The sequence below is a fragment of the Mycolicibacterium brisbanense genome, assembly GCF_001570425.1.
GTDB classification, from domain to species: domain Bacteria; phylum Actinomycetota; class Actinomycetes; order Mycobacteriales; family Mycobacteriaceae; genus Mycobacterium; species Mycobacterium brisbanense.
Genome location: NZ_BCSX01000021.1, coordinates 360,185 through 385,923, shown reverse-complemented (window position 1 = coordinate 385,923; position 25,739 = coordinate 360,185). Strand labels below are relative to the sequence as shown.

Below are 25,739 nucleotides of genomic sequence, written 5' to 3'. Positions count from 1 at the left end.
TGCGAGTTTCGCGCGCGCGTCGCATGATGGTAGGGATGCCACCGGATCCCAGCTTCGCCCCCACGCAGCTCGCCGCCCGCGCCGCCTATCTGCTGCGCGGCAACGACCTCGGCGTGATGACCACCGCTGCGCCCTTGCTGTATCCGCACATGTGGAGCTGGGATGCCGCATTCGTCGCAATCGGGCTGGCGCCGTTGAGCGTCGAGCGTGCCGTGGTGGAACTGGACACCCTGCTCTCGGCGCAGTGGCACAACGGGATGATCCCGCACATCGTCTTCGCCAACGGCGTCGACGGTTACTTCCCCGGCCCGGCGCGGTGGGCCACTTCGGCGCTGGCGGCCAACGCGCCCCGCACCCACCACACGTCCGGGATCACCCAGCCGCCCGTACACGCCATCGCGGTGCAGCGCATCCTGGACAACGCCCGCACCCGCGGCAGGTCCACGCGGGCGCTCGCGGCGTCGTTCCTGGACCGGCGCTGGGACGACCTGGTGCGCTGGCACCGCTGGTTGGCCGAGTGCCGCGATCAGAACGGCCGTGGCCGCATCACGCTGTATCACGGCTGGGAGTCCGGCATGGACAACTCGCCGCGGTGGGACAGCGCCTACGCCAACGTGATTCCCGGCACGGTGCCGGAGTATCAGCGGGAGGACAACACGATCGTCACCGACGCCAGCCAGCGGCCGTCGGACCTCGAGTACGACCGCTATCTGTGGCTGCTCGAGGAGATGAAATCTGTGCGCTACGAAGACCATCTGCTGCCCAAAGTGATGAGCTTCGCGGTCGAGGATGTGTTCGTCTCGGCGATCTTCTCGGTGGCCTGTCAGGTGCTCGCCGAGATCGGCGAGGACTACAAGCGCCCCAACGCCGACGTACGCGATCTCTACGCGTGGGCCGACCGGTTCCGGGCGGGCGTGGTGGAGACCACCGATGAACGGACCGGTGCGGCAAGGGATTACGACCTGCGGACCAAGAAGTGGGTGGCCACCGAGACCGTCGCGCAGTTCGCGCCGCTGCTGTGTGGCGGGTTGCCGCACCAGCGGGAGCGGGCGCTGCTGCGACTGCTGGAAGGGCCGCGCTTCTGCGGGCATCCGGACCTGCGTTACGCGTTGATCCCCTCGACGTCGCCGGTGTCGCGCGATTTCCGGCCAAGGGAATACTGGCGCGGCCCGGTGTGGCCGGTGGTGACGTGGCTGTTCTCGTGGTGCTTCGCGCGGCGGGGCTGGGCCGAGCGCGCGTCGGCGCTGCGCCGGGAAGGGCTGCGGCAGGCCAGCGACGGCACGTTCGCCGAGTACTACGAGCCGTTCACCGGCGAGCCGTTGGGCAGCATGCAGCAGTCGTGGACCGCCGCGGCGGTGCTGGACTGGCTGGGCTGAGCGGGCTCAGCCGCAGCCGGGGCAGTCCGAATTTGCTGCGCTGTCCGCTTTGTCAGGGTGCTCGGCGTTGTTCGAGCCGCCCTGGTCCTCGGGGTCCTGCCCGGCCAGCCGCTCCAGCGGAGCGAGTGCCTTGGCCAGGGTTTCCAGATCCTCACTGCTGAGCCGGGCGAGCCGGTTCGCGAGGTCGGCGCGGCGCGCTGCGAGGGATTCGCGGTGCTGCACGAGGCCGCGCGGCGTGACGTCGACGAGTACGGCCCGCAGGTCCGACGGGTCACGTGAGCGTTTGACCAGGCCGAGCTTCTCGAGTCGGCGGATCGCGACGGTCGTGGTGGGGGTGCGCACCCGCTCGCGGGCGGCGAGTTCGGTCATGCGGATCGGGCCCTGATCCAGAAGGGTCAGCAGGATGGACAGCTGAGCCAGTGTGAGTTCACCGGCCGTGCCCTTGTGCGTGTCTCCGCGGCGCAGCACCGAGAAAACCTTGGAGAGCACCCGCTGCAGTTCCCCTGCAAGCTCGGTGACCTGGGATTCGGTCTCCACCATAGTTCGCTAGTCTAACCTGTCTGCACCTGACACGACGCCAGCTTGCGCGGTTTGCCAAACTCGCGCGTCAATTCACAGCGTGTCCTTCGATCGTTCACAGCACCTGGGACAGGAAGCGTCGCAGCCGGTCGGTCTCGGCGGCGGAGAAGATGTGTTCCGGGCTGCCCGATTCGACGACCGTGCCGTGATCCATGAACACCACGGTGTCCGCCGTCGACCGGGCGAAACCCATCTCGTGGGTGACCGCCACGATGGTCATCCCGTCGGAGGCGAGGTCCGCCATCAACGCCAGGATGCCCTTGACCAGTTCAGGGTCCAGTGCCGAGGTGGCCTCGTCGAAGAACATCACCTGCGGTGCCATCGCCAGCGCCCGCGCGATGGCGACGCGCTGTTGCTGACCACCCGAGAGCGTGGCGGGCCGGACATCGGCCTTGTGCCGCAAGCCGACTCGATCCAGCTGTGCAAGCCCCAGCTCGCGGGCCGCGTCGGCGTCGAGGCCCTTGAGCTTGCGCGGGCCCAGTGTCACGTTGTCGAGGACGCTTCGGTGCGGGAACAGGTTGAACTGTTGGAACACCATGCCGATGCGTTGGCGCAACTGGTCGGGATTGTCGGCCAGCACGGAACGCCCGTCGAGCAGGATGTCGCCGGCGTCGGGCTCGTAGAGACGGTTCAGGGTGCGCAGCAAGGTGGATTTTCCGGAACCCGACGGTCCGATGATGGCGGTGGTGGTGCCGGCAGGCACATCCAGGTCAACCCCGCGCAGCACCGCGTTCGGCCCGAAGGAAAGCTTGATTCCCTTGGCGGTCAACGAGACTGGTTCGGAACCCGGCATCAGATCATCTCCTGCTCGACGGCCGCCACGGGGTCTTCCTCGGCGGGTGGCCTGCCGCGGCGCAGCCGGTTGTCGACGAAGTTGACCAGGTGGGTCAGTGGAATGGTCAGCAGCAGGTAGAACAACCCGGCCGCCACGAGCGGGGACAGGTTGCCGGTCTGCGCGTTGAGGTCGCGGCCCACCTGGAACAGCTCGCGCTGGCTGGCCACCAACCCCAGGAAATACACCAACGATGACGCTTTCAGCAGGGAGATGAACTGGTTCATCAGCGCGGGCAACACGCGCCGCACGCCCTGCGGGATCACCACCAGTCGCATCGACGCGGTATAGCTGAAGCCCAGTGCGCGTGACGCTTCCAGCTGTCCGGCCTCGACGCTCTGGATGCCCGACCGGAAGATCTCCCCGATGTAGGCCGCGGCCATCAACCCGAGTGCGGCGATGCCGAGCGGGTACGGGTTGTTGCCGGTGAGTGAGCCGACCACCGGGCCGATGCCCAGGCCGATCAGCAAGATGATCACCACTTCGGGCAGCCCGCGGAAGATGTCGGTGTAGACGCGGGCCGGCCAGCGCAGCCATCGCGACCGCGAGATGCCGGCGACCGCCAGACCCATCCCGAGTACCAGCCCGATGATGCTCGCGGAGATCGTCAGGATGACGGTGTTGGGCAGGCCGGTCTTGAACAGGATGGGGATCGCGTGCTTGTACAGGTCCCAGTCCAGGAACGAGTCGGCCAACTGTGACAGCGTGGATTTCGGTGCCGCGGGACCCTTATCGGGGGATTTCTCGCGGGCGCCGGCGATCGCGCTGAAGTCGGGCAGTTGCGGCAGCGGCGCGGCCTTCGAGCCGGGCTTCCAGCCCGGCGGCAGGGCGCGGGGCACCCAGTCCGAGTACAGCCGGGCCCAGGTGCCGTCGGCGATCACGGCGTCGAGCCCGGAGTTCAGCGCGTCGATCAGCGGCCGGTTCTCCTTGGCCACCGCCCATGCGACGAAATTGTCCAAGCTGAAGGTGTTTTCGACGATCTGGGCGGGATCGCCGGGCTGGACGGTGCCCGAGGCCTGCTGCGACGGCGCGACCCAGGCGTCGATCTGGCGGGTCTTGAGGCTCGCGTAGACAGTCGCGTAATCGGGGAACTTCACCGGTTCCAGATGCAGGGTGTCGACGACGTAGGCCTCCTGCACGGTGCCCTGCACCACGCCGATGCGCTGTCCCGCCGCGAGCTTGCCGAATCCGGTGATCGGCGAACCCGTGGGCACCACGAGCGAGAAGTAGCCGAAGTCATAGCCGTTGGTGAATCCGACAGTGCGCCTGCGGGCGTCGGTGGTCGTGATGGACGACGACGCGACGTCGAACCGCCGGGCCGCGGTCTGCGCCAGCAGCCCCGAGAACTCCGTGCCGACGAAGTTGGTCTTCAGGCCCAGTTTGTCTGCCACGGCCCGCAGCAGTTCGTTGTCGAAACCGGTGAACTGTCCGCTGGCATTGATGCAGATGCTGGGCGGGGCGTCCGAGAGGGTGCCGACGGTCAGCACGCCGGGCGTTCCCAGGCCGAGGCTGTCCAGCTTGACCGTGTCGAGCGGCTGCACCGTCGGGGTCGTGTATTTGTCGGCGCCTGGACCCGTGGCGGCAGCCGCGAGGTTGGTCGGCAGCGCACTGGCGCTATTGATTCCGGGTGGCGCGCACTGATCGGTATCGGCGCGGACCGGGCCTGCCAGCGTCAACCCCATGACCATCAGGATCGATGCCATCAGCGCCGGTAACCGTCTGATGCTCATCGTTGCAACCTAGTGGTCACGCCCGCAGCAGTGCGGGGTTCTGCTCAAGGCGACCGCAAGTCGCCGAACACCCCGCGGCGGGTCAACTCGGAGATCATGATCTGCGCCATCTGGTTGGCGCGCTGCACGCAGGCGTTCTGCGCGCCCTGCGGATCCTGGGCGTGGATGGCCGCGGTTTCGTCCTCATAGCTCTGCAGGAAGTCGGTCTTGGCCCGCGGATAACCAACCCAGAACTCGATGGGCGCAAAGCTTTTGCCTGCCCGGATGGTCGCCTGCAGCCGTGGTCCGGCGTACTCGTCGTTGATCGCGTCGCGGTAGAGCCAGCAGGCCTCCTGAAACGACCGGTTGTCCTTGGCTGTGCGCATGATGCGCAAGGTGTCGTCGAGATGGGCAAGGATCCGCGGGGTCGGGTTGGTGGCGCAGCGCGCTGAGGCGATGCCGTTGAGGATGCCGTACAGCTCGTGGTGCTCGGCCACGGTGGCCTCGTCGAACCGGGATACGAAGGCGCCGCGGTGATACCGCGTGGACAGGATGCCGTCGTGCTCCAGCTGCACGACGGCCTCCTGGATGGGGACCCGGCTCAGGCCGAGATCGCGCACGATTTCATTGCGGTCGATCCGGTCGCCGGTGCGCAGCTTGCCGGTCATCACCAGGTTGATGATGTGGGTCACCACCTGGTCTTTTTCCTTCACCCCGTACTTCTTCGGCACCCCGGTGAGCCCCCTTCTGTGACACCGATGCGCAGAGTGTCGCATGCAATGGGCGGCGCAGCGATATTTGTCGTACGTCTGGACGACGGAATTCGTATCAGCCGCCGTTGCGCCCGTCCCGCCAGCGAACCAGCGCCTCGGCCGAACTCAGGTCGTAATCGGGGCCGTTGACGCCGATGGTGAGGATCGTGACGCCCAGGTCAGCGAGCGCATCGGCCTCGGCGAGCATGGCGTCGATCCCGCCGTCGTCCTGCACGCCGGCGGACCGCACGATGGTTTCCGGATCGCGCCCGATGCTCGCGCAGTGCTCACCGAGCACTGCTGCCTTGCCCGGGTAGGTGGTGCGGTCGACGAACGCATGCCACATGTCGGCATGCTCGGCGACCAGGCGCAGGGTCTTGCGTTCGCCCTGCCCGCCGATCAGGATCGGGATGTCGCGGGTGGGGGCCGGGTTGAGCTTGGCCAGGCGGGCCCGGATCCGCGGGAGCGCGGCAGTCAGATCGTCGAGCCGGCTGCCCGCCGTGCCGAAGTCGTAGCCGTACTCGTCGTAATCCTTTTGTTTCCAACCAGATCCGATGCCGAGGATGAGCCGTCCATCGCTGATGTGGTCGACCGTGCGCGCCATGTCGGCGAGCAGTTCGGGGTTGCGGTACGAGTTGCAGCTCACCAGTGCGCCGATCTCGATGCGCGACGTCTGCTCGGCCCACGCACCGAGCATCGTCCAGCATTCGTAGTGTGCACCGTCGGGATCGCCGTAGAGCGGGAAGAAGTGATCCCAGTTGAACGCGATGTCGACGCCGATGTCCTCGCAGCGCCGGACCGCGTCGCGGATGTAGTTGTAGGTGGGGGAGTGCTGCGGCTGCAGCTGGACGCCGATACGAATGGGTGAGGTCATCGTTTCACGTTATCCATTCATGCCCGCCGAGCCCGGCGATGCCCGAGTTTTGCCGTCGTGACGGGGCCGGGACCGCGAATACGCTGGGCATCGTGCGGCAACTGAGTAGGACGGTATGGGCAGCGCTTCTGATCGCCACGGCGGTTGCCGGCTGCCAGAGCCCCTCCGGGCCTGCGCCGTCAAACACCTCTGAACACGCGTCACCGCCGACCCCGCCGCCGTCCGCGGCCACACCGAACTTTCCCCGTTTCGACGACTTCGCCGCCGTGCCGGAGGAGACATACGCCCTGCCAGGGCCCGGCGTCTGGTTCGCCACCCCCACGGGGGCCTCATGTGGCTTCGGCTCGTCCGAAATCTCTTGTTACGGAACCATTCCCGGTGCCCCCGCGGCAGCCAACGCGGTGACGGTGCGGTTCGGTCAGCCGGCCTGGTTCATGAAGACGACGGTGAAGCCGCCACCACAGGCGCGACTGTTGCCGCCCGGTTCCAGGCTGGCCGCGGGAGGGTCGGAATGTGTTGTCGGGCCTGCACAGTTGACGGCGTGCCGGGTTGCCGGTGAGCCGACGACCGGGTTCGTGACCGAGGCGGGCACCACGGCACTGAGCCCAGTCCCGGGTCTGCCCAATGCTTTTCCCGATCCTCGCCGCTACGCCATCGACGGCGTGACGGACTATACGGTGGGTGACGGCGCCAAGAACATCACCCGGTACTTCGATGTCGACGGTGGCCTTCGTTGCGATCTCACGGCGTACTCAGGAGTCCGAATCCATTGTCAGGGAAAGATTCCGGGCCGCGGTGCGGTCAACCGCGTTGCGCTCGACCTTTCCGAGCTGGTGTGGAGTCATGCCGAGCAGTCGATCGAGCCCCAATATCCCGGCCCCGTAGCTCATCTCGACCAGGGGCTGGCCGTCGAGGGCTACGGCGACTCGGGACTGTGCATGGCGTTGTACGGCGGCGGCGTCGCCTGCTACGACGGCGCGCAGTCGGCGCCTCACGGTTTCGTGGTCACACCGACCGAGAGCTGGGCGTTTCCCTGAGAGCCCGAAAACGACTCTGCGCCCAGGGCGTTGATGTGCCAGAGGCACACACCCTGGGCGCAGAGCCAACGAAAATCAGCCTTCGATGAAGGTCTCCAGCTGGGCGCGGGCGACATCGTCCGGCAGCTGCTTGGGCGGGCTCTTCATGAGGTAGGCCGAGGCCGCCTCGACCGGGCCACCGATGCCGCGGTCCTTGGCGATCTTGGCGGCACGCACAGCGTCGATGATCACGCCCGCCGAGTTCGGCGAGTCCCACACCTCGAGCTTGTACTCCAGGTTCAGCGGCACGTCACCGAAGGCGCGACCTTCCAGGCGCACGTAGGCCCACTTGCGGTCGTCGAGCCAGCCGACGTGGTCGGACGGGCCGATGTGCACGTCCTTGGTCTTGAACTCGCGCTGCAGGTTGCTGGTGACGGCCTGGGTCTTGGAGATCTTCTTGGATTCCAGGCGCTCCCGCTCGAGCATGTTCAGGAAGTCCATGTTGCCGCCGACGTTGAGCTGCATGGTGCGATCGAGCTGCACGCCACGATCCTCGAACAGCTTGGCCATCACGCGGTGGGTGATGGTGGCGCCGACCTGGCTCTTGATGTCGTCGCCGACGATCGGGACGCCGGCATCGGCGAACTTCTTGGCCCACACGGGGTCCGAGGCGATGAACACCGGCAGTGCGTTGACGAACGCGACACCCGCGTCGATGGCGCACTGGGCATAGAACTTGTCGGCTTCTTCGGAGCCCACGGGCAGGTAGGACACCAGCACGTCGACCTTGGCGTCCTTGAGGGTCTTGACGACGTCGACCGGGTCGGCATCGGACACCTCGATGGTGTCGGCGTAGTACTTGCCGATGCCGTCAAGGGTCGGGCCGCGCTGCACGATGACGTCGCTCGGCGGCACGTCGGCGATCTTGATGGTGTTGTTCTCGGAGGCGAAGATCGCCTCGGCCAGGTCGAACCCGACCTTCTTGGCGTCCACGTCGAACGCGGCGACGAACTTCACGTCGCGGACGTGGTACGGGCCGAACTTCACGTGCATCAGCCCGGGCACGGTGGTGTTCTCGTCGGCGTTCTGGTAGTACTGCACGCCCTGGACCAGGGACGACGCGCAGTTACCGACGCCGACAATGGCGACCCGGATATCTCCTGCGTGCTCAGACATGGACGGTCTCCTTACTCAATTCGGTACTGCTCGGCAGTGGCCTGGGTTCTGGGCCGGGCTGCGCCTACGGGTTGTCTGGGCGGCTTTGACCCAGTCGTTCAGCCGCGATCAATTCGTTGAGCCATTTCACTTCGCGCTCGCTGGACTCCAGCCCCAACTGGTGGAGCTGACGGGTGTAGCGGTCGAACGAGCTGCTGGCCCGCGCCACGGCTTCGCGCAGACCTTCCCGGCGTTCCTCTACCTGACGACGGCGCCCCTCCAGAATCCGCATCCTGGCCTCGGCCGGGGTGCGGTTGAAGAAAGCGAGGTGCACCCCGAATCCGTCGTCGGAGTAGTTCTGTGGGCCGGTATCAGCCACCAGCTCCGCGAACCGTTCCTTACCGGCGTCGGTGAGCTGGTAAACCCGGCGCGCGCGGCGCACCTTGGTCGACCCGAGCGGCGCCGCGTCCTCGACGATCAGCCCGTCGGTCTGCATGCGTCGCAGTGCCGGGTAGAGCGAACCGTACGAGAAGGCCCGGAAGGCGCCAAGTAGACCCGTCAAGCGTTTACGCAGCTCGTAGCCGTGCATGGGAGATTCGAGCAGAAGACCCAGGATGGCGAGCTCCAGCACCGAAATCACCCCCTCGACAGGACATGTGCCGATCGCTACGACGGATCAACACCTCGTGCCACTGTATCGCGCCGATATATTGCGTGACAAACGGATTGCCAAAGTTCTACATTTGTCCGCTCGATCGGGCCGACCTGGGGTTTCGACGCGGGGCGCAGCTCAGACCGGGTCGGTTACTTCTTGGCGTAGACCTCTTTGGGTGTGCCGTCGGGCGCCAGAACCATGTAGCCGCCACCGAAATCACCACTGACGCGAATGGTGACGTTCACCGCATCGGGCGTCGCCGGATCCTTCGACGGCGTGATCTCCACCCAGGTGTACTTCACGTCGGCCCTCGGCACGTTGAGGGATTCCGGGGCGCCGCGCAGCATGCCGATGATCGCGTCGAAGTTGAACTTGGCCAGGTCGACGAGGCGGTCCCCGTCACTGAGCGCGCTGGGCGACGACGAGCTGGGGTCGCCCCAGCCGCCGCGGTAGTCGTACTCGATCTTGCGGCGGTTGTCGTTGGGGTCGGCGCGGTCCACGGTGGCCCAGTCCTCCCGGATCTGCAGCTCGTAGCCCGTGGTGTCGCCGAATTTCTTGCGCATCTGCTCGAACAGCCCGTTGAACCCGCCGAGCGAGAGCAGCTGGCGTGGCGAGGTGAGCACCTTGGCGGGGATGCCGTCGGACTTGGCGCCCGGATCGGTGGTGAAGCTCAGCGGGGAGGTGGTGTTGCCGTACAGGCCCCAGCCGATACCGATGCCCAACAGCACCAGCACCACGGCCATCGCCAGGCGCAGGCCCCACCCGGCGCGGGCCGGTCCCGGCAGGCGACGCACCCGCGGTTCGCTCAGCGTCGGCGGCTGTACCGGGGCGTTGGCGTTCTGAAGGTCCTCCACGAGGTCGGCCAGCTGCCCGAGCGTGGTCGCGTTGGTGGCCGCGCTGACCCGCTGGCGGTGCTCCTCCATCGACAGCTGACCTTCTTCCAGAGCGCTGTCGAGCACTTTGCAGATGTCGTTGCGGTCGCTGTCCTTGGCCCGCGTCATGGCGCTTCGGGGGGAGGATTGCCTTGTTGCCACGCCGATGATCGTAAGAGCTGCAGCCACGGTCACGCCTCGGTGGTGTGAGGGCCGACGTACTCTGGTCAACGTGCGATTGCAGAGACAGGTGGTGGATTACGCGCTTCGGCGGCGGTCCCTGCTGGCTGAGGTCTACTCGGGGCGCACTGGCGTCTCCGAGGTCTGCGACGCCAATCCGTACTTGCTGCGCGCCGCGAAGTTCCACGGAAAGACCAGTTCGGTGATGTGCCCGATCTGCCGTAAGGAACAGCTGACGCTGGTGTCGTGGGTTTTCGGGGAGCATCTGGGCCCGGTCTCGGGTTCCGCGCGAACGGCAGAGGAGTTGGTCCTTCTGGCGACGCGCTACGACGAGTTCGCAGTACACGTGGTGGAGGTATGCCGGACCTGCAGTTGGAACCATCTGGTCAAGTCGTACGTGCTTGGTACGCCCCGTCCGCCGGCGGCGCGCAAGCCACGACGAACTCCCACCACGCGCAAGCCCGCGCGTACGGCCAGTGAATAGCGAAGAGGGCCAGCACCGGTCAGCCGACGACGTCCAGAACGCGGCTGGCCGCCTTGGCGCACGCGCACCCCGGGGCGCGCATCGGTCACGCTCGGCGGTGCCGCCGGATGAGCGGCTGACGACGGTGCTGCCCCCGGTCCGCGACGGCGGCCCGGCCCCGATCGACGTCGTGCGCGCGGCAATGGACCGCACGCCGCCACCGAAGTCGCCGCCACCTCCGCCCCCGCCGCCGGGTGGGCGCGGTCCGGGTGGACCGTCCGAGCCCCCGTCGGGACCGCCGCAGCCACGCAAGCAGTTCCGGATCAACTGGAAGTGGGTGCGTCGCGGGCTGGTCGCGGCCGTGGCGGTGATGGTGCTGCTACCGCTGGTGACGTTCGGTATGGCCTACATGATCGTCGACGTCCCGCAGCCGGGTGACATCCGCACCAACCAGGTGTCGACCATCTTGGCCAGCGACGGCTCCGAGATCGCCAAGATCGTGCCGCCGGAGGGCAACCGGGTCGACGTCAACATCGATCAGATCCCGGGGGACGTCCGCAACGCGGTGATGGCCGCCGAGGATCGGGACTTCTATTCGAACCCCGGGTTCTCGTTCACGGGCTTCCTGCGCGCCATCAAGAACAACCTGTTCGGCGGCGAACTGCAGGGCGGGTCGACCATCACGCAGCAGTACGTGAAGAACGCGCTGGTGGGTGACGAGCGCTCCGGGTTGGGCGGTCTCGTGCGCAAGGCCAAGGAGTTGGTCATCTCGACGAAGATGTCCAGCGAATGGTCGAAAGACGCCGTCATGCAGGCCTACCTGAACATGATCTATTTCGGTCGCGGGGCCTACGGGATCTCCGCGGCGTCCAAGGCGTACTTCAACAAGCCCGTCGAGCAGCTCGACGTGGCCGAGGGCGCCCTGCTCGCGGCCTTGATCCAGCGGCCCTCCACGCTTGACCCCGCGGTCGATCCCGAGGGCGCCGCCGAGCGGTGGAACTGGGTGCTCGACGGCATGGTCGACATGGGTGCGTTGTCCAAGGGCGACCGGGACAAGCAGGTGTTTCCGCCGACGGTGTCGCGGGATCAGGCCACGCAGCAGAACCAGACCACCGGGCCCAACGGCTTGATCGAGCGACAGGTCATGAAGGAGCTGATGGGCCTCTTCGACGTCAGCGAGCAGACGCTGAACACCGAGGGCCTGCAGATCACCACCACGATCGACCCGCAGGCGCAGCAGGCCGCCGAGAAGGCCGTCACCAAGTACATGGACGGCCAGGATCCGGACATGCGGGCCGCGGTGGTGTCGGTCGACCCGCACGACGGCGCCATCAAGGCCTACTACGGCGGGTCCGACGCCAACGGGTTCGATTTCGCCCAGGCCGGGTTGCCGACCGGATCGTCGTTCAAGGTGTTCGCCCTGGTCGCCGCGCTGCAGCAGGGCATCGGCCTGGGTTATCAGGTGGACAGCTCACCGGTGACCGTCAACGGCATCAAGATCACCAACGTCGAGGGCGAGGGCTGCGGCGTCTGCTCCATCGCCGAGGCGCTCAAGCGTTCGCTCAACACCAGCTACTACCGGCTGATGCTGAAGCTCAAGAACGGGCCCGAAGACGTCGCCAAGGCCGCGCACGACGCGGGTGTCGCCGAGAGCTTCCCCGGGGTCGAGCACACGCTGTCCGAGGACGGCAAGGGCGGACCGCCCAACAACGGCGTCGTGCTGGGCCAGTACCAGTCGCGGGTGCTCGACATGGCCTCGGCGTACGCCACGCTGGCCGCGTCGGGCGTGTACCACAAGCCGCACTTCGTGCAGAAGGTCGTGAACTCTTCCGGCCAGGTGCTGTTCGACGCGTCGCAGCAGGACAACGGAGAACAGCGCATCGACAAGGCCGTCGCCGACAACGTCACCTCGGCGATGCAGCCCATCGCCGGGTACTCGCGCGGGCACAACCTCGCCGGTGGCCGCTCGTCGGCGGCCAAAACGGGCACCGTCCAGCTCGGCGACACCGGAGCCAACCGGGACGCGTGGATGGTCGGCTACACGCCGTCGTTGTCGACGGCGGTCTGGGTCGGCACCACCGAAGGCGTCAAACCTCTCGTGAATCAGTGGGGTTCGCCCGTCTACGGCTCGGGCCTGCCGTCGGACATCTGGAAGTCGACCATGGACGGCGCCCTGCAGGGCACCGACAACGAGTCCTTCCCCAAGCCGACGGAGATCGGCGGCTACGCCGGTGTGCCGCAGGCGCCTCCACCCCCGCCGCCGGGACAGCAGAACGGAAACGGACCGCTGGTGCCCAATCCGGGGATGCCGTCGGAGACCGTCATCCAGCCGACCATCGAAGTGGCACCGGGCATCACGATCCCGGTCGGCCCCCCGACGACCGTGCCGATCGCCCCGGCGCCGCCGGCTGAGCCGGTTGTCCCCGGCGGCCCCGGCGCGCCCATGCCGCCTCCGTGACGGAACAGGAATGGGTTTCGCCGGCTCCGCTCGCGGGGGACACCCGCGAGGCGGATGACCGCGACCTGCCCAGCCGCAACGACGTCCTGAGCCGTGCGCTGTCGTATCCGTTCGGCGGCCCGGTCGGCCGCCATGCGGTGATCGGGCGGGCGCGGTTCATGACGCCGTTGCGCGTGATGTTCATCATCGCGATGGTGTTCCTGGCGCTCGGCTATTCGACCAAGGCGGCCTGTCTGCAGACCACCGGTTCGGGCACCGCAGGCCAACGCGTCGCCAACTGGCAGAACAACCGGGCGTACTACGAGCTCTGTTACTCCGACACGGTCCCGCTCTACACCGCGGAGCTGCTGAACCTCGGCAAGTTCCCGTACAAGTCGAGCTGGCAGGAGAACGACTCGACGGGTAAGCAGCGCATGCAGTACGACGGCGAACCCGCTGTGCGCTACATGGAGTATCCGGTGCTCACGGGCATCTACCAGTACCTGTCGATGACGCTGGCCAAGACGTACACCGCAGCGACGACCGTGATATCTCTCCCCGTCATCGCCGAGGTGGTGATGTTCTTCAACATCGCGGCGTTCGGGCTGGCGTTGGCCTGGCTCACGACCATATGGGCGACGGCGCGAATGGCCGGCCGACGGATCTGGGACGCCGCGCTGGTGGCCGGTTCACCGATTCTGATCTTTCAGATCTTCACCAACTTCGATGCGCTGGCGACTGCCGCGGCGGCGGGGGCGATGCTGGCGTGGGCTCGCCGTAAACCCGCAGTGGCCGGTGTTCTGATCGGGCTGGGAGTGGCCGCCAAGCTCTACCCGCTGCTGTTGCTGCTGCCGCTGGCGATGCTGGCGGTGCGCACCGGGCGGATGCGGCAGGTCGGCACGGCCGCGCTGGCGGCGATCGCCACCTGGGTGGTGGTGAACCTGCCCATCATGGTGATGTTCCCGCGGGGGTGGTCGGAGTTCTTCCGGCTCAACACCCGGCGCGGCGACGACATGGATTCGCTGTACAACGTGGTGAAGTCGTTCACCGGGTGGCGTGGGTTCGATCCGGATCTCGGGTTCTGGCAACCGCCGACGGTGACCAACGCGGTCACTGCGGTGTTGTTCGCGGCGTGCCTGATCGTGATCGGCTACATCGCGCTCACTGCGCCCCAGCGGCCGCGGGTGGCGCAGTTGGCGTTTCTGGTGGTGACGGCGTTCCTGTTGACCAACAAGGTGTGGAGTCCGCAGTTCTCGCTGTGGCTGGTGCCGCTGGCCGTTCTCGCCCTGCCGCACCGCAGGATCCTGTTGGCCTGGATGACGATTGACGCGCTGGTCTGGGTTCCGCGGATGCTCTATCTGTACGGTGAGGCCAACCGCGGGCTGCCCGAGCAGTGGTTCACCACGACCGTGCTGCTGCGCGACATCGCCGTGATGGGGCTGTGCGCGTTGGTGATCCGCCAGATCTACCGGCCCGAGCTCGACCTCGTGCGCCACGGCGGCCGCATCGATGATCCGATCGGCGGGGTGTTCGACGGTGCCCCCGACAACCCGCCGCGCTGGTTGCCCGACTGGCTGCGACCCGACCGTGACCGGGTGCGCGTAGAGCCGGCGCCCGAACCGCAGCCCGCCGAGAGCGCGTCAGCTCAGCCCTGAAACGGCGAATATTGCTGCGCTGCCAAGGGATTCGGCTTCGCCCGGATCCACGCGAGCGTCGACGGCAGCAGCGCGAGCACCAGCGTGATGATCGGAAAGAGGCACGCCACGACGACGGTGACGCCGACGCCGAAGGCGGAGATATGACGATCCTGCGAGGTGACGACCCCGGCGAAAAAGAGCGCGTAGCTCGCGACGGCTGTGATGGATCCCCCGATGACGAGGTGGCGGCCAATCATCTTGCGCCGGAACAGCAGTACTGCCCCGGCAAGAAGCATCGGCCCGAAGACGACGCTCGTCACAACGCCCGCGAACGTCGTGATCACATAGCCGAGAGGGCGCTCGAGCCGTACCAACGTGGTGCCGGCGACACCGCCGACTACCGCGACGATGAAACCGGAGAGTCCTCCCAGCGTCGCAAGTACGGCCGAGCCGATCCCGGTCGCGGCGCTGGGCTTTCCCGGGGCCGACGAATACGGCTGCTGCGGCGCTGCGGAACTCGAAATGACCGGCGGTGGCCGGAGATCGGGTTGCCGCGGCGCATCCTGCCCGTCAGGCCCGTACGGGTGGCTCACCTGTTGCTTCCGATGTCGAGGCGCTGCACCCGGTCAGCCCTGGAACGGCGAATACGGCTGCGGTACAGCGAGATTCGCTTTCGCTCGGATCCACGCGGTTGTCGACGGCAGCAGAGAAAGCACCAGCGTGCCCACGGGGAAGATCAGGCCGAGCACCGCGAAACCGCCGCCACCGTAGTAGCCGTAGCGCGCAGTGACGGCCGCGCTCAGGCCCAGGGTGATCAAACTGCTCACTATGGTCATGGCGCATCCCGCGACTACGAGCCAGCGACCGAGCATCTTGCGCTGCAACAACATTATGGATCCGGCCAGGAGCACGACACCGACGACGACACCCAACAGCACCGAAACGACCAGCAGTGCGGACACGCCGCCCGAGAGCTCCGAACTTCCCAAGGTCGAGTCACTGTTGATCGCCGCCAGGCCGATCAGTCCGAAGATTCCGGCTCCGAGGTTGGCCAGTGCGCCGAGTCCGGCCAGCACACCGGCTGTGATCCCCGTGCCACCGCTCGGTGATGCGGGCGCCAGGGGCGGCATCGCGGGCGGTTGGTATCCCCCGCCGAAACCGGGCTGTTGTGGGTAGCCCTGTTGTTGTGGGAAGCCCTGTTGTTGTGGAAAGCCCAGCGGCGGATAGCCCTGCTGCTGGTATCCGGGCTGCTGCGGGTAGCCCGGCTGTTGGCCGGAAAACCCCTGACCGTAGGGCCCGTTGGGATAGCTCACAGATCCCCCGATCCTCGAAGTATGACGACCTCACCTTATAGCGATTTCACAGCTCAGGGGCATTTCGGGTAGCCTGGGCCGGTTGCCGACGCAGGCGACCCTCCTGCCACGGAATCCGCCGTGGCCGAAACGACCATAGGAGGTGATGAGGTTCTAATGCGTCCATACGAAATCATGGTCATTCTCGACCCCACACTTGACGAGCGCACCGTAGCTCCCTCGCTGGAGACGTTCCTGAACGTCGTCCGCAAGGATGGCGGTTCCGTCGACAAGGTCGACATCTGGGGCCGTCGCCGGCTGGCGTACGAGATCGCCAAGCATGCCGAGGGCATCTACGCCGTCGTCGATGTCAAGGCCGAACCGGCCACCGTGTCCGAGCTCGACCGTCAGCTCAACCTGAACGAGTCCGTGCTGCGGACCAAGGTGCTGCGGACCGACAAGCACTAGGCGAACCGCCCCAGGCTGTCATTCGCGTTGCGTAGGCTCGCGCGAAACAAGCCCATCCTCAGGAGGATCTCGTGGCTGGTGACACCACCATCACCGTTATCGGAAACCTGACCGCCGACCCGGAGCTGCGTTTCACGCCGTCCGGTGCGGCCGTCGCCAACTTCACCGTGGCGTCCACACCGCGCACATTCGACCGTCAGACCAATGAGTGGAAAGACGGCGAGGCGCTGTTCCTGCGCTGCAACATCTGGCGTGAGGCAGCCGAGAACGTGGCCGAGAGCCTCACCCGCGGTTCGCGGGTGATCGTTCAGGGCCGGCTGAAGCAGCGCTCGTTCGAGACCCGTGAGGGCGAGAAGCGCACCGTCGTGGAGCTCGAGGTCGACGAGATCGGCCCGTCCCTGCGCTACGCCACGGCCAAGGTCAACAAGGCCAGCCGCAGCGGCGGTGGCGGAGGTGGCTTCGGCGGAGGCGGTGGCGGCTTCAGTGGCGGCGGGGGAGGCTCCCGCCAGTCCGAGCCGAAAGACGATCCCTGGGGCAGCGCGCCCGCGTCGGGCTCCTTCAGCGGGGCTGACGACGAACCGCCCTTCTGATCAACATCGAAATTTTTGCAAGGAAGAGATAACCAATGGCCAAGTCGAATACAAAGCGGCGGCCGGCACCGGAAAAGCCGGTCAAGACCCGCAAGTGCGTGTTCTGCTCGAAGAAGGGGCAGAACATCGACTACAAGGACACCGCGCTGCTGCGCACGTACATCAGCGAGCGTGGCAAGATCCGCGCCCGCCGCGTGACCGGCAACTGTGTCCAGCACCAGCGCGACATCGCCGTCGCCGTGAAGAACGCCCGCGAGGTGGCTCTGCTGCCGTTCAGCTCGTCGACGCGGTAGAGGGGAACATCATGAAGCTGATTCTCACCGCTGAGGTGGAGCACCTGGGCGTCGCCGGCGACGCCGTCGAGGTCAAGGACGGCTACGGCCGTAACTACCTGTTGCCCCGCGGGCTGGCCATCGTGGCCTCCCGTGGTGCCGAGCGCCAGGCTGAAGAGATCCGCCGGGCCCGCGAGATCAAGTCCGTGCGGGGTGTCGAGCACGCCAACGAGCTCAAAGTCGCCCTCGAGGGCCTGGGCGAGGTGTCGCTGCCCGTCCACGCCGCTGCCGACACGGGCAAGCTGTTCGGCTCGGTCACCGCGGCCGATGTCGTCGCAGTGATCAAGAAGGCCGGCGGCCCGAACCTGGACAAGCGCACCGTCCAGCTGCCCAAGGCGCACATCAAGTCGGTCGGCACCCATCCGGTGACGGTCCGGCTGCACGCCGGCGTCGAAGCCACCGTCTCGTTGAACGTGGTGGCCGGGTAACAGCCACGTAAGTGGCCGAGGTCTAACGACAGCGTAAAAACGCCCGGGTCGGGTCCGTCATCGGATCCCACCCGGGCGTTGCTGTACCTACCGCGAACATTATGAGCGAAACGCTGGACAGCGAATCTAACCGCGCGTTAACCTCACCGGCCCTTGCGTGCAACACAACACGCCCGAGGTGGCAACCCGTCGCGACACGCCGTGACAATTGCCATCCACAGTTGTGAACCGGGCCGTTATCGGCCTGAACTGCACCTATGCGAACTGACTCGGCAGTAATCCACAGGTTCTCCCCAATGAGTCAACATCGCTACCCACAGATATCCCCACGCCATCCACAGGTTCGTTAACAGGGCGAGTTTCCGGGGTCGCCAGCAACGTCTACCGTAAGCTGCCGCGAGGCGTTCCACGGTTTTGTCGGAACCCTGTTTTACAGTCGCAGTACCGTTTCGAATAGACGTTCGAGCTCGTCGTCAGGCAGGTCTTGAAGGGGGTGGGAGTCCGTGGCTGTCGTCGATGATCTGGGGCATCCAGATGGACCTCCGGATATGGACGGCGCACCGCCGAGCGAGGACTTCGGCCGCCAGCCCCCACAGGACATGGCAGCCGAACAGTCGGTGCTGGGCGGCATGCTGCTCTCCAAGGACGCCATCGCCGACGTGCTGGAGCGCCTACGGCCCGGCGACTTCTACCGCCCCGCCCACCAGAACGTCTACGACGCGATCCTGGACCTCTACGGCCGCGGTGAGCCCGCCGACGCGGTCACGGTGGCGGCCGAGCTGGACCGGCGCGGTCTGCTGCGCCGCATCGGGGGAGCCCCGTATCTGCACACCCTGATCTCCACGGTGCCCACTGCCGCCAATGCCGGGTTCTACGCCGGCATCGTCGCCGAGAAGGCCCTGTTGCGTCGTCTCGTGGAAGCCGGCACGCGCGTCGTGCAGTACGGCTACGCGGGCGCCGACGGCGCCGACGTGACCGACGTGGTCGACCGGGCGCAGGCCGAGATCTACGACGTGACCGAGCGGCGCGCGTCGGAGGACTTCGTCCCGCTGGAAGATCTACTGCAGCCCACCATGGACGAGATCGACGCGATCGCGTCCCAGGGCGGCATCTCCCGCGGTGTGCCGACCGGCTTCACCGAACTCGACGAGATCACCAACGGCCTGCACGCCGGGCAGATGATCATCATCGCCGCGCGTCCCGGTGTGGGGAAATCGACTCTGGGGCTTGACTTTATGCGGTCGTGTTCCATCAAGCACCGGATGGCCAGCGTCATCTTCTCGCTGGAAATGAGCAAGTCCGAGATCGTCATGCGGCTGCTGTCGGCCGAAGCGAAGATCAAACTCGGCGATATGCGGTCGGGGCGCATGAGCGATGATGACTGGACGCGGCTGGCGCGCCGGATGAGCGAGATCAGCGAAGCGCCGCTCTACATCGACGACTCGCCGAACCTCACCATGATGGAAATCCGGGCCAAGGGCCGACGGCTGGCGCAAAAAGCAGATCTGCGCCTTGTGGTCGTCGACTACATGCAGCTGATGAGTTCCGGAAAGAAATACGAATCACGTCAGCAAGAAGTGTCTGACTTTTCGCGTAGCCTAAAATTGATGGCAAAAGAATTGGACGTTCCAGTAGTCGCAATTAGTCAGCTCAACCGTGGCCCTGAACAGCGAACCGATAAGCGTCCTCAGGTCTCTGACCTGCGTGAAAGCGGCAGCTTGGAACAGGATGCGGATATGGTCATGCTATTGCATCGACCGGATGCATTTGATCGCGATGACCCACGAGGCGGCGAAGCCGACATTATTCTTGGCAAGCATAGAAATGGTCCGACTGCCACAATTACGGTCGCACATCAATTGCATTTGTCGCGTTTTACGAATATGGCGCGGTAAGAGACCGCCGTGCAACCAGCGTGAGACAAACCGAATAGTCGCAGTTCAGGGCAGCGGCCATATGGCGTCCCGACGTGACAACCTACAACTTTCGTCATAGCCCGCATGGTCGGTGGGCGGCTTCGTCACTGACTCTTGGCAGTTGTCAGCACCACTCGGCCGACAACGCCGCCTGATTCGAGCATGGCATGGGCCTTCGCTGCGTCGTGCATGGGAATCTCTGCGTGCACCAGGGGAGTGATCGCGCGTGACTCCAGTAGCGGCACGACGTCACGCCGAACACCGTCGATGATGGCCGCCTTCTGGTCCAGCGGTCGCGGGTTCAGCAGTGTGGCAGAGACACTGGCGCGACGCGCGAGCAGCAGACTGAGATCCAAGGTCGGTGACCCACGTCGGCCGCTGATCGTGACGAGATGCCCGTCATCGGCCAGGCAGTGCAGGTTGCGGTCGAGGTAGTCGGCTCCCACCACGTCGAGGATGGCGTCGACGCCGCGTCCGTCGGTCGCATCCAGGGTGGCCGCCACGAAGTCGGTGCTGCGGTAGTTAATCGCGGTATCGGCGCCCAGCTGGCGTGCGATGTCGGTGCCATCGTCAGTGCTTGCGGTCGTGATGACGATGGCGCCGATCGCATGCGCCCATTGCACGGCGAACGATCCGATGCCTCCGGTTGCTCCGTGTATCAGCACTGTTTAGCCCCTCTTGAGGCCGGCGATCATCGCGAGGTTCGAGTAGACCGTGCACGCGGCCTCCGGGATGATCGCTGCGTGGGCGGCATCCAGGTCTGCTGGAATCGGGATGACCTGGGACGCTGCCACGCAGACTTGCTCGGCATACCCCCCGCTATCGAGCAAGGCGCAGACCCGCTCACCGATCGCGAATTCAGTGACATCGGAACCGGTCTGCGCGATCCGGCCGGCGCACTCCAGGCCCAGTATCTTCTGTGTGCGGGCGCCGTTCGGGTACTGGCCGCGCCGCCTGAGCAGGTCGGCATTGTTCACTCCGGTGGCCTCGATGTCGATGACCACTTCGTGGGGTGCAGCTGCCACTGGTGGGACGGTGCGCCACTGCAACACCTCCGGCGGGCCGGTGTGGTCGAACACGATCGCCTTGGTCATGAGGTCACTCCTTGAGGGTTACCCGGGAGCAGCATGATTCGGTGACATGGCGTCACCGAATCATGCTGAAGTGCAACCGGATCAGCCTGGATCCGATGGTGTAGTTGGTAGCTCCGACGCCGACGCGTTTTGTTGCCGTCGACGATCAATTGCTCGTCGCGGATGCTGGCCGTCGCTTCACGCGCAAGCCCAGTGCGCTGAGTCGACGACAGGTGGTCAGTCATCGGCGACATTGGTGAGGCTGCGTGGCGGGTCTAGTGGCCGGCGCGCGCGGTTGCCCAGCGTGCGATGCTCTGTGCATACAGTGGTGTCTCGACGCGGCAGTGCTTTCCCGATGCATCCTGTCGGGCGGCGGCGGCTTCGGCGAAAGTCTGGCCGTTGGCGGCGATGAATTTCAGGAAGTCCTCCGTGGGGTGCGAGGTAACCGCATTGGTGTAGCGGCAGCGGTTTCCGTTGAGCTGTTCCATGCGGAGTTCCCAGATGACCTGAGTGGTCGTCCAGCCCGCAGGGGTCAGGATGTCGGAGATGGAAACCATCTTGCAGTAGTGGGGTTCGCTGACCTCGTATCGGTATTGCTGAATGACCAAGCCGGTGCCGATCATCTCGACGTTGATAGACATGGGGGTGCCGTCGTCGTCGACGGTGTAGCCGGCGGCCTTGTGGTCGCCTGGCGCACAGCGCCGATACTCGTGCGTTGGAAGCGTTTTGAGCCATTCAGCGATGTTGATCAGCTCGAACGGCGCTTCCACTTCAGCAGTGATGACGGCTTGAGAGAGGATGAGATCCTCACGGACGGCAATGCTCACGGGTCGTACCTTTCGCCACGTGACGACGATGAGTTCGTGCGTCGAGGTTGTCGAAACATGCTGAATTGCTTTAACAGCATCTCGATCTCACCGGTGGGCGAACAATGAAGCCTCCAAGACAAGCGGGGTAGTGCTAGCCCCCAATTTGCAGCGCTCAGAGGCAAGGGTCGCGCGACACTTCTGTGTTGTTTTACGCCTGTCGGGGCCTAGGTGTGTGTTCTGCCGTGCCGCGCAGGGGTGATCAATGTTGCCAGTGCTGTGGACATGACAGTGACGATGCGAGGCATGGACGTCGCGAGAAACGCATTCGTCGTCACAGCTCGCGGAACGCAGTGATGCTGAAATGGCAAAAGCCGAGCCCTCGTTGCTTCTATTGGTACACAGCCAGTTTCCACGACTCGGCACTGAACGGTATCTCGAAGCCGCTGCTACCTAGAAGGCTTCGCCACCGCGGTCTGTCAGTGGCGCGGAGTTGTAGGACATCAAGTGGTTCGTGAGACAAACCGCGCGGAGGTCACCCTGAGACAGCCCACATAAGCCCCCCGCCAGCCCCGCGTCAGGCCCGCAGTGTGCTTGTGAGCGAATCGGTGGACGCGGGCGGCGACATCGGAGTCGTGAATAGTGTTTCCTGCCAACAGAACCTGCACGGGCACAACCCGTGCTGATACACGCGCACGACACCGAACTCGGCTGGCGCATCATGCACCGCATCCGATTTCGGACTCAGCGCACGCGCATTGTCGTATACCGGGGGATAGCGCTGGTGCCTTGCTTCCACGCTGCGGTAACCCTGACTCCAACACCGCCACGACCTACCCCACATGCAGGAATCCGCCGACCAGATCCGACCTGCCCACTCAGACAAGAGCGATCTGACCGGGCTCTGCTCCGGCACCGTATGGCTATTCTCGACCAGTGACAACGGCGCGCGGCGCGTGACAAGCGAGTCGGAAATAAGGTCAGAGCCCCGGCCATGTGTCGCCGACCGTGAGAACCTACAGCCGCCTGTAGGTTCTCAAACAAAGTGGCCATTTCCCATTCGAAATGGCCACTCGAGGGTCAATTGGCCATTTCAGTTAGACGGATTTTGCGGAGACTTTCTTGTCCGCGGCCTGGTCCAGGTTGGGCATCCCTCGCAGAGAACGCCTGCTACGGGCTAGCGGCAGCAGCGGGGACCTGTGGACTCAAGTTCCCCATCGCCATGGCGGAGTAGTTCTACGAACTCGGACGCACAAGGTCACGAACTCGAAAGTAGTAGGGCAGCAAGAGTGGAATGCGTGTCGGACATAATTACCTATCGCTCGGTACCTTCACCGGACGGTCAGTTCCAGCGCCTCGCATGCCGCCGCCGAATCTCCATCACCGGACGCACGCTGTGCACTGTCTCCGCTGGCCGGTGAATCAGGTTTGGCCCCGCGCAAGCGGGTGGCGTGGGAGAATTCGACATCGCGACTCTGTTGGTGGCAGAAGTGTTCTTAGGCAAGGACTTTTCTGCCAGGGGTCGTACCGACATCGTTACAAACACTGGCATCTGCGGGGTAAGTATGGGGCCATTCTTGAGTCGTTCTGTCCCCTGGCGAGCGAGCTGAATCCCGGAAGGGCCGCAGCGCCATGCTTCAAGACGTCGCGTTCACCGTAGCCCACCCCGACTACTACGAGCCCATCGAGCGCACCGATCCAGGAGGACGGTACAACCCGACCCGACCGCCTCAGGGCTGGACGCGGCGCGAGTCCGAGGTGTGGACCCACTGGACACCGCCGCACGCCGAACTGCCCGAGCAAGGCTGGAAGGTACACGTGTCGAGCGCGTTCGCCACCGCGCAGCAGGTGCTCGACGTGGTGAGCATGGCTTGCGCTGAACTCGGGGTCCCGTTCAAGCATCTCTCCGGCGAGAACTATTTCCTATTGATGCACAGCAAGCTCAGCAGCCGCGTGCAGAGTGGCAAATTCTGCGCTCTCTATCCTGCGACCCCCCAACTCGCCCACGTTGTGCTGGAGCGGCTGGAGCGCGAGTTGTCCGGTGTCGCTGGGCCGTATGTGCTCACCGACAGGCGATTCGGCGCGTCGCAGTGCGTGTCCTACCGCTACGGCGCGTTCTGCGCGCGGCACCGTTTGGAGCCCGACGGCACCCGGACACCGACGATGCTGGCCGTCGACGGCACCGAGATTCCCGACGAGCGCCGCCCCGAATTCCTGTTACCTGTGGGCATCTGCGATCCCTTCGGCACGCTCGCCGAGGCGGATGACGACGACGAAGTGAGCTTCCACGGCTACACCTTCGAGAAGGTGCTGCAACCCGGCAACGCGGGGGGCGCATACCGGGCTCGCCGCGCCGACGGCGTTACCGTGTTCGTGAAAGAGGCTCGCGCGCACAACGGTTACGTCGGAGACCAAGATGCTCGCGGCCTACTCGAACGCGAGTACCTCACCCTGCGCGCCCTGCACGCCGCCGCGCCCGGCCTCGCCCCGGAACCGGTCGAGCTGTTCACCGAGTGGGAGCACACCTTCCTCGTCACCGAGTTCGTGCCCGGCCGCACACTCAACACGTGGATGGTCTCGACGACTCCAGTGATTCACGCCGGGGAAGACCCGGCGGCGGTCGCCGCCTACTACCGGCGGTGCACGCACATTCTCGATCAGCTCGCCGCGCAACTGGCTGTCCTGCACGAGCTCGGCTACGCCTTCGTCGATGTCTCGCCGCGCAATATCCTGGTCGATGACGACGACAGGGTGCGGCTCGTCGACTTCGAGGCCGCCCAACCCTTCGACCATCCCCTGGGCCTGCTCGGCACACCTATTTACCAGCCACCGGAGTCGCAGATGCCCGGTGCGCGAGCGAAGGTCGATCCGCTGGAGGTGGATGCCTACGCACTGACCGCGATCGCGCAGCTACTGGTGTTCCCGATCCACGAGGCCACTCGGCGCTGTCCGGAAACGCTGGACCACCTGAAGGCAGATTTGGCCGAATTGTGCCCGCTACCGCGGGAGCTATGGGCGATCGTGGTGCGTTCCCGGCCAACACAAGATGTACTCGGCTTGCCCACACCTGCGCAGGTTCGATCCAACCCGCAGGACACCGTGCGATGGCTTAGCAACCGTACGGCCGACGCCCTGGAACGCATGGCTGACCTCGACAATCCGGGCTGGGTGTATCCCACGGAGCCGCGGGGGCATAGGTCCAACACTCGGTGCGTGGCCTATGGCACCGCCGGCGTGCTGCACGTGCTACAGACCGTAGGCCGAGAGGTCGACCCGCGGGTGCTCGGGCGACTACGCGCCGATGCCCTGCGCGAGCGGCATACGACCGGGCCGGGCCTGTTGTTCGGCAATGCCGGAATAGCCTGGGTCCTGGACGATCTCGGCGACCGGGACGCAGCTACCGCACTGCTCGCAGCGGCCGATGGCCATCGGCTCGCGACCGAGACTGCAGGGTGGGGCGGCGGTGCCGCGGGTGTCGCTATGACCCATCTATCGTTCTTCCATCGCACCGGCGACCCGGATCACCTCGACCAGGCGCAGCGGTTGCTCGACTCGATCCCAGACGGCGATGCGCTGATCCCCGCGCTCGGCCCGGATCATCCCTCCGGCCTGGAACACGGACGGCCCGGCATCGCGCTGGCGCTGTACTACCTGTCGATGTTCACCGGTGTAGACGAGCCGTTCGAGCGAGGACTACGGCTGCTGCGCGATGAGCTCGTCCACGCCGAGCCGATACCGGTCGGGGCAACAGGGTTTCGGGTCTCGGCCGCCGATAAACGACGCATTATGCCGTACCTGGGATGCGGCAGCGCCGGCTACGTCTACGTCCTGGCGCGCTACCTCGGCCGCAGGCCCGACCCGGAACTCGCCGAGCTGCTGCGCACCTGCGTTCGCGCCGCGAGCATCCGGTTCACCGTGTGTCCTGGACTGTTCCAGGGACAAGCGGGGATGGTACTCGCCCACACCGACGTGGCCGCTCGTTTCCCCGACGAGAACTTTCTGCCCGACGCACCCGCTCGCCCGGCCGCGTTGTTCAAGCACGCGATCGCAGGCGAGACCGGCGTCCGCTGGCTCGGCGGCCGCGGCCAGCGACTCAGTGCCGACCTGGCCACCGGCTCGGCCGGGATCCTGTTGGCCCTCCACCATGCCACCACCGGCATCGTCGACCCGCTGTTTACCCTCGACCACTGCCTGGAACCCGCCGTAGACCGTCCCGGCCGGTCCGGCTGGCTGAGCCAACAGCGGCGAACAGGCGATACGCCCGCACAGACGGCCAACTCGACGAGATGATGAAGGG

24 protein-coding genes are annotated in these 25,739 nt (G+C 65.8%); 11 read left to right on the top strand and 13 right to left on the bottom strand.

Translation table 11 applies throughout. The features are described 5' to 3' along the window. Positions 1-35: 35 nt before the first annotated feature. Positions 36-1,376 (top strand): glucosylglycerate hydrolase, encoded by a 1,341-nt coding sequence (gene ggh / locus RMCB_RS11620; RefSeq protein WP_029371059.1) that lies wholly within the window; start codon positions 36-38, stop codon positions 1,374-1,376. A 6-nt stretch (positions 1,377-1,382) separates the two neighbouring features. On the opposite strand, the gene RMCB_RS11615 is transcribed toward ggh, so the two are convergent. From RMCB_RS11615 to RMCB_RS11595, 5 genes are all read right to left on the bottom strand, one after another. Continuing rightward, positions 1,383-1,916, bottom strand: a complete 534-nt coding sequence (locus RMCB_RS11615; RefSeq protein WP_062828875.1) for a MarR family winged helix-turn-helix transcriptional regulator — start codon at positions 1,914-1,916, stop codon at positions 1,383-1,385. Positions 1,917-2,010: 94 nt separating this feature from the next. Beyond that, positions 2,011-2,748: an amino acid ABC transporter ATP-binding protein gene (locus RMCB_RS11610; protein ID WP_029371057.1), complete on the bottom strand. Its 738-nt coding sequence runs from the start codon at positions 2,746-2,748 to the stop codon at positions 2,011-2,013. Next, positions 2,748-4,517 carry an ABC transporter substrate-binding protein/permease gene (locus tag RMCB_RS11605; RefSeq protein WP_062828874.1) on the bottom strand — a complete coding sequence of 590 codons (1,770 nt, stop codon included), beginning with the start codon at positions 4,515-4,517 and terminating at the stop codon, positions 2,748-2,750. The genes RMCB_RS11610 and RMCB_RS11605 overlap by 1 nt, the downstream gene beginning before the upstream one ends. Positions 4,518-4,561: 44 nt before the next feature. After that, a complete protein-coding gene (locus tag RMCB_RS11600; RefSeq protein ID WP_029371055.1) occupies positions 4,562-5,227 on the bottom strand; it encodes a GntR family transcriptional regulator in 666 nt (221 codons plus the stop codon). Between the two features lie 97 nt (positions 5,228-5,324). After that, positions 5,325-6,122 carry an LLM class F420-dependent oxidoreductase gene (locus tag RMCB_RS11595; protein ID WP_062828873.1) on the bottom strand — a complete coding sequence of 266 codons (798 nt, stop codon included), beginning with the start codon at positions 6,120-6,122 and terminating at the stop codon, positions 5,325-5,327. A 92-nt stretch (positions 6,123-6,214) separates the two neighbouring features. Between RMCB_RS11595 and RMCB_RS11590 the strand changes: the two genes are divergently transcribed. After that, positions 6,215-7,159 carry a hypothetical protein gene (locus RMCB_RS11590; RefSeq protein ID WP_131805511.1) on the top strand — a complete coding sequence of 315 codons (945 nt, stop codon included), beginning with the start codon at positions 6,215-6,217 and terminating at the stop codon, positions 7,157-7,159. 75 nt (positions 7,160-7,234) lie between these two features. Here RMCB_RS11590 and RMCB_RS11585 read toward each other — a convergent pair whose 3' ends face one another. The 3 genes from RMCB_RS11585 to RMCB_RS11575 all read right to left on the bottom strand — a co-directional run bounded on the left by RMCB_RS11585 (position 7,235) and on the right by RMCB_RS11575 (position 9,949). Next, positions 7,235-8,314: an inositol-3-phosphate synthase gene (locus RMCB_RS11585; RefSeq protein ID WP_029371052.1), complete on the bottom strand. Its 1,080-nt coding sequence runs from the start codon at positions 8,312-8,314 to the stop codon at positions 7,235-7,237. A 64-nt stretch (positions 8,315-8,378) separates the two neighbouring features. After that, a complete protein-coding gene (locus tag RMCB_RS11580; RefSeq protein ID WP_029371051.1) occupies positions 8,379-8,924 on the bottom strand; it encodes a PadR family transcriptional regulator in 546 nt (181 codons plus the stop codon). 173 nt (positions 8,925-9,097) lie between these two features. Then, a complete protein-coding gene (locus RMCB_RS11575) occupies positions 9,098-9,949 on the bottom strand; it encodes a DUF1707 domain-containing protein (protein ID WP_062828871.1) in 852 nt (283 codons plus the stop codon). Between the two features lie 103 nt (positions 9,950-10,052). Here RMCB_RS11575 and RMCB_RS11570 point away from each other — a divergent pair, with 103 nt between their 5' ends. The 3 genes from RMCB_RS11570 to RMCB_RS11560 are packed head-to-tail and all read left to right on the top strand — an operon-like array spanning position 10,053 to position 14,555. Continuing rightward, positions 10,053-10,484, top strand: coding sequence for a DUF5318 domain-containing protein (locus RMCB_RS11570; protein ID WP_062828870.1), 432 nt, complete (start codon positions 10,053-10,055; stop codon positions 10,482-10,484). Next, entirely contained in the window at positions 10,477-12,921 is a 2,445-nt protein-coding gene (locus tag RMCB_RS11565) for a transglycosylase domain-containing protein (RefSeq protein ID WP_165606278.1), read from the top strand. The genes RMCB_RS11570 and RMCB_RS11565 overlap by 8 nt, the downstream gene beginning before the upstream one ends. Continuing rightward, positions 12,918-14,555 (top strand): glycosyltransferase family 87 protein, encoded by a 1,638-nt coding sequence (locus RMCB_RS11560; protein WP_062828868.1) that lies wholly within the window; start codon positions 12,918-12,920, stop codon positions 14,553-14,555. The genes RMCB_RS11565 and RMCB_RS11560 overlap by 4 nt, the downstream gene beginning before the upstream one ends. On the opposite strand, the gene RMCB_RS11555 is transcribed toward RMCB_RS11560, so the two are convergent. Further along, positions 14,546-15,130 carry a hypothetical protein gene (locus tag RMCB_RS11555; protein WP_062828867.1) on the bottom strand — a complete coding sequence of 195 codons (585 nt, stop codon included), beginning with the start codon at positions 15,128-15,130 and terminating at the stop codon, positions 14,546-14,548. The genes RMCB_RS11560 and RMCB_RS11555 overlap by 10 nt on opposite strands. 33 nt (positions 15,131-15,163) lie before the next feature. Further along, positions 15,164-15,850 (bottom strand): hypothetical protein, encoded by a 687-nt coding sequence (locus RMCB_RS11550; protein WP_131805510.1) that lies wholly within the window; start codon positions 15,848-15,850, stop codon positions 15,164-15,166. Between the two features lie 156 nt (positions 15,851-16,006). Here RMCB_RS11550 and rpsF point away from each other — a divergent pair, with 156 nt between their 5' ends. The 5 genes from rpsF to dnaB all read left to right on the top strand — a co-directional run bounded on the left by rpsF (position 16,007) and on the right by dnaB (position 19,542). Further along, positions 16,007-16,297 carry a 30S ribosomal protein S6 gene (gene rpsF / locus RMCB_RS11545; protein ID WP_029371044.1) on the top strand — a complete coding sequence of 97 codons (291 nt, stop codon included), beginning with the start codon at positions 16,007-16,009 and terminating at the stop codon, positions 16,295-16,297. Positions 16,298-16,368: 71 nt separating this feature from the next. Continuing rightward, the gene (locus RMCB_RS11540; RefSeq protein WP_029371043.1) at positions 16,369-16,887 is read left to right on the top strand and encodes a single-stranded DNA-binding protein; all 519 of its coding nucleotides are present in this window, start codon (positions 16,369-16,371) and stop codon (positions 16,885-16,887) included. Positions 16,888-16,922: 35 nt separating this feature from the next. Next, complete coding sequence (gene rpsR, locus RMCB_RS11535) at positions 16,923-17,180, top strand: 30S ribosomal protein S18 (protein ID WP_018603057.1); 258 nt, start codon at positions 16,923-16,925, stop codon at positions 17,178-17,180. 11 nt (positions 17,181-17,191) lie between these two features. Then, positions 17,192-17,647 carry a 50S ribosomal protein L9 gene (rplI, locus tag RMCB_RS11530; protein WP_029371042.1) on the top strand — a complete coding sequence of 152 codons (456 nt, stop codon included), beginning with the start codon at positions 17,192-17,194 and terminating at the stop codon, positions 17,645-17,647. Between the two features lie 503 nt (positions 17,648-18,150). Further along, positions 18,151-19,542 carry a replicative DNA helicase gene (dnaB, locus tag RMCB_RS11520; protein ID WP_062828865.1) on the top strand — a complete coding sequence of 464 codons (1,392 nt, stop codon included), beginning with the start codon at positions 18,151-18,153 and terminating at the stop codon, positions 19,540-19,542. Between the two features lie 125 nt (positions 19,543-19,667). Here the strand turns inward: dnaB and RMCB_RS11515 are convergent, their stop codons facing one another. From RMCB_RS11515 to RMCB_RS11505, 3 genes are all read right to left on the bottom strand, one after another. Then, positions 19,668-20,228 (bottom strand): zinc-binding dehydrogenase, encoded by a 561-nt coding sequence (locus tag RMCB_RS11515; protein WP_109784242.1) that lies wholly within the window; start codon positions 20,226-20,228, stop codon positions 19,668-19,670. Positions 20,229-20,231: 3 nt separating this feature from the next. Next, positions 20,232-20,657 (bottom strand): alcohol dehydrogenase catalytic domain-containing protein, encoded by a 426-nt coding sequence (locus tag RMCB_RS11510; protein ID WP_109784241.1) that lies wholly within the window; start codon positions 20,655-20,657, stop codon positions 20,232-20,234. Between the two features lie 254 nt (positions 20,658-20,911). After that, positions 20,912-21,463: a hypothetical protein gene (locus RMCB_RS11505; protein WP_201028276.1), complete on the bottom strand. Its 552-nt coding sequence runs from the start codon at positions 21,461-21,463 to the stop codon at positions 20,912-20,914. A gap of 1,611 nt (positions 21,464-23,074) precedes the next feature. On the opposite strand from RMCB_RS11505, the gene lanKC reads away from it, so the two are divergent. Further along, on the top strand, positions 23,075-25,732 hold the full coding sequence (gene lanKC / locus RMCB_RS11500) for a class III lanthionine synthetase LanKC (protein WP_084388427.1): 2,658 nt from the start codon (positions 23,075-23,077) through the stop codon (positions 25,730-25,732). Positions 25,733-25,739 lie beyond the last annotated feature (7 nt).

Coding starts and splice junctions, on each gene's coding strand:
- ggh (WP_029371059.1), top strand. CDS start 36: ATGCCACCGGATCCCAGCTTCGCCCCCACGCAGCTCGCCGCCCGCGCC.
- RMCB_RS11615 (WP_062828875.1), bottom strand. CDS start 1,916: ATGGTGGAGACCGAATCCCAGGTCACCGAGCTTGCAGGGGAACTGCAG.
- RMCB_RS11610 (WP_029371057.1), bottom strand. CDS start 2,748: ATGCCGGGTTCCGAACCAGTCTCGTTGACCGCCAAGGGAATCAAGCTT.
- RMCB_RS11605 (WP_062828874.1), bottom strand. CDS start 4,517: ATGAGCATCAGACGGTTACCGGCGCTGATGGCATCGATCCTGATGGTC.
- RMCB_RS11595 (WP_062828873.1), bottom strand. CDS start 6,122: ATGACCTCACCCATTCGTATCGGCGTCCAGCTGCAGCCGCAGCACTCC.
- RMCB_RS11585 (WP_029371052.1), bottom strand. CDS start 8,314: ATGTCTGAGCACGCAGGAGATATCCGGGTCGCCATTGTCGGCGTCGGT.
- RMCB_RS11575 (WP_062828871.1), bottom strand. CDS start 9,949: ATGACGCGGGCCAAGGACAGCGACCGCAACGACATCTGCAAAGTGCTC.
- rpsF (WP_029371044.1), top strand. CDS start 16,007: ATGCGTCCATACGAAATCATGGTCATTCTCGACCCCACACTTGACGAG.
- rpsR (WP_018603057.1), top strand. CDS start 16,923: ATGGCCAAGTCGAATACAAAGCGGCGGCCGGCACCGGAAAAGCCGGTC.
- rplI (WP_029371042.1), top strand. CDS start 17,192: ATGAAGCTGATTCTCACCGCTGAGGTGGAGCACCTGGGCGTCGCCGGC.
- RMCB_RS11510 (WP_109784241.1), bottom strand. CDS start 20,657: ATGACCAAGGCGATCGTGTTCGACCACACCGGCCCGCCGGAGGTGTTG.
- lanKC (WP_084388427.1), top strand. CDS start 23,075: ATGCTTCAAGACGTCGCGTTCACCGTAGCCCACCCCGACTACTACGAG.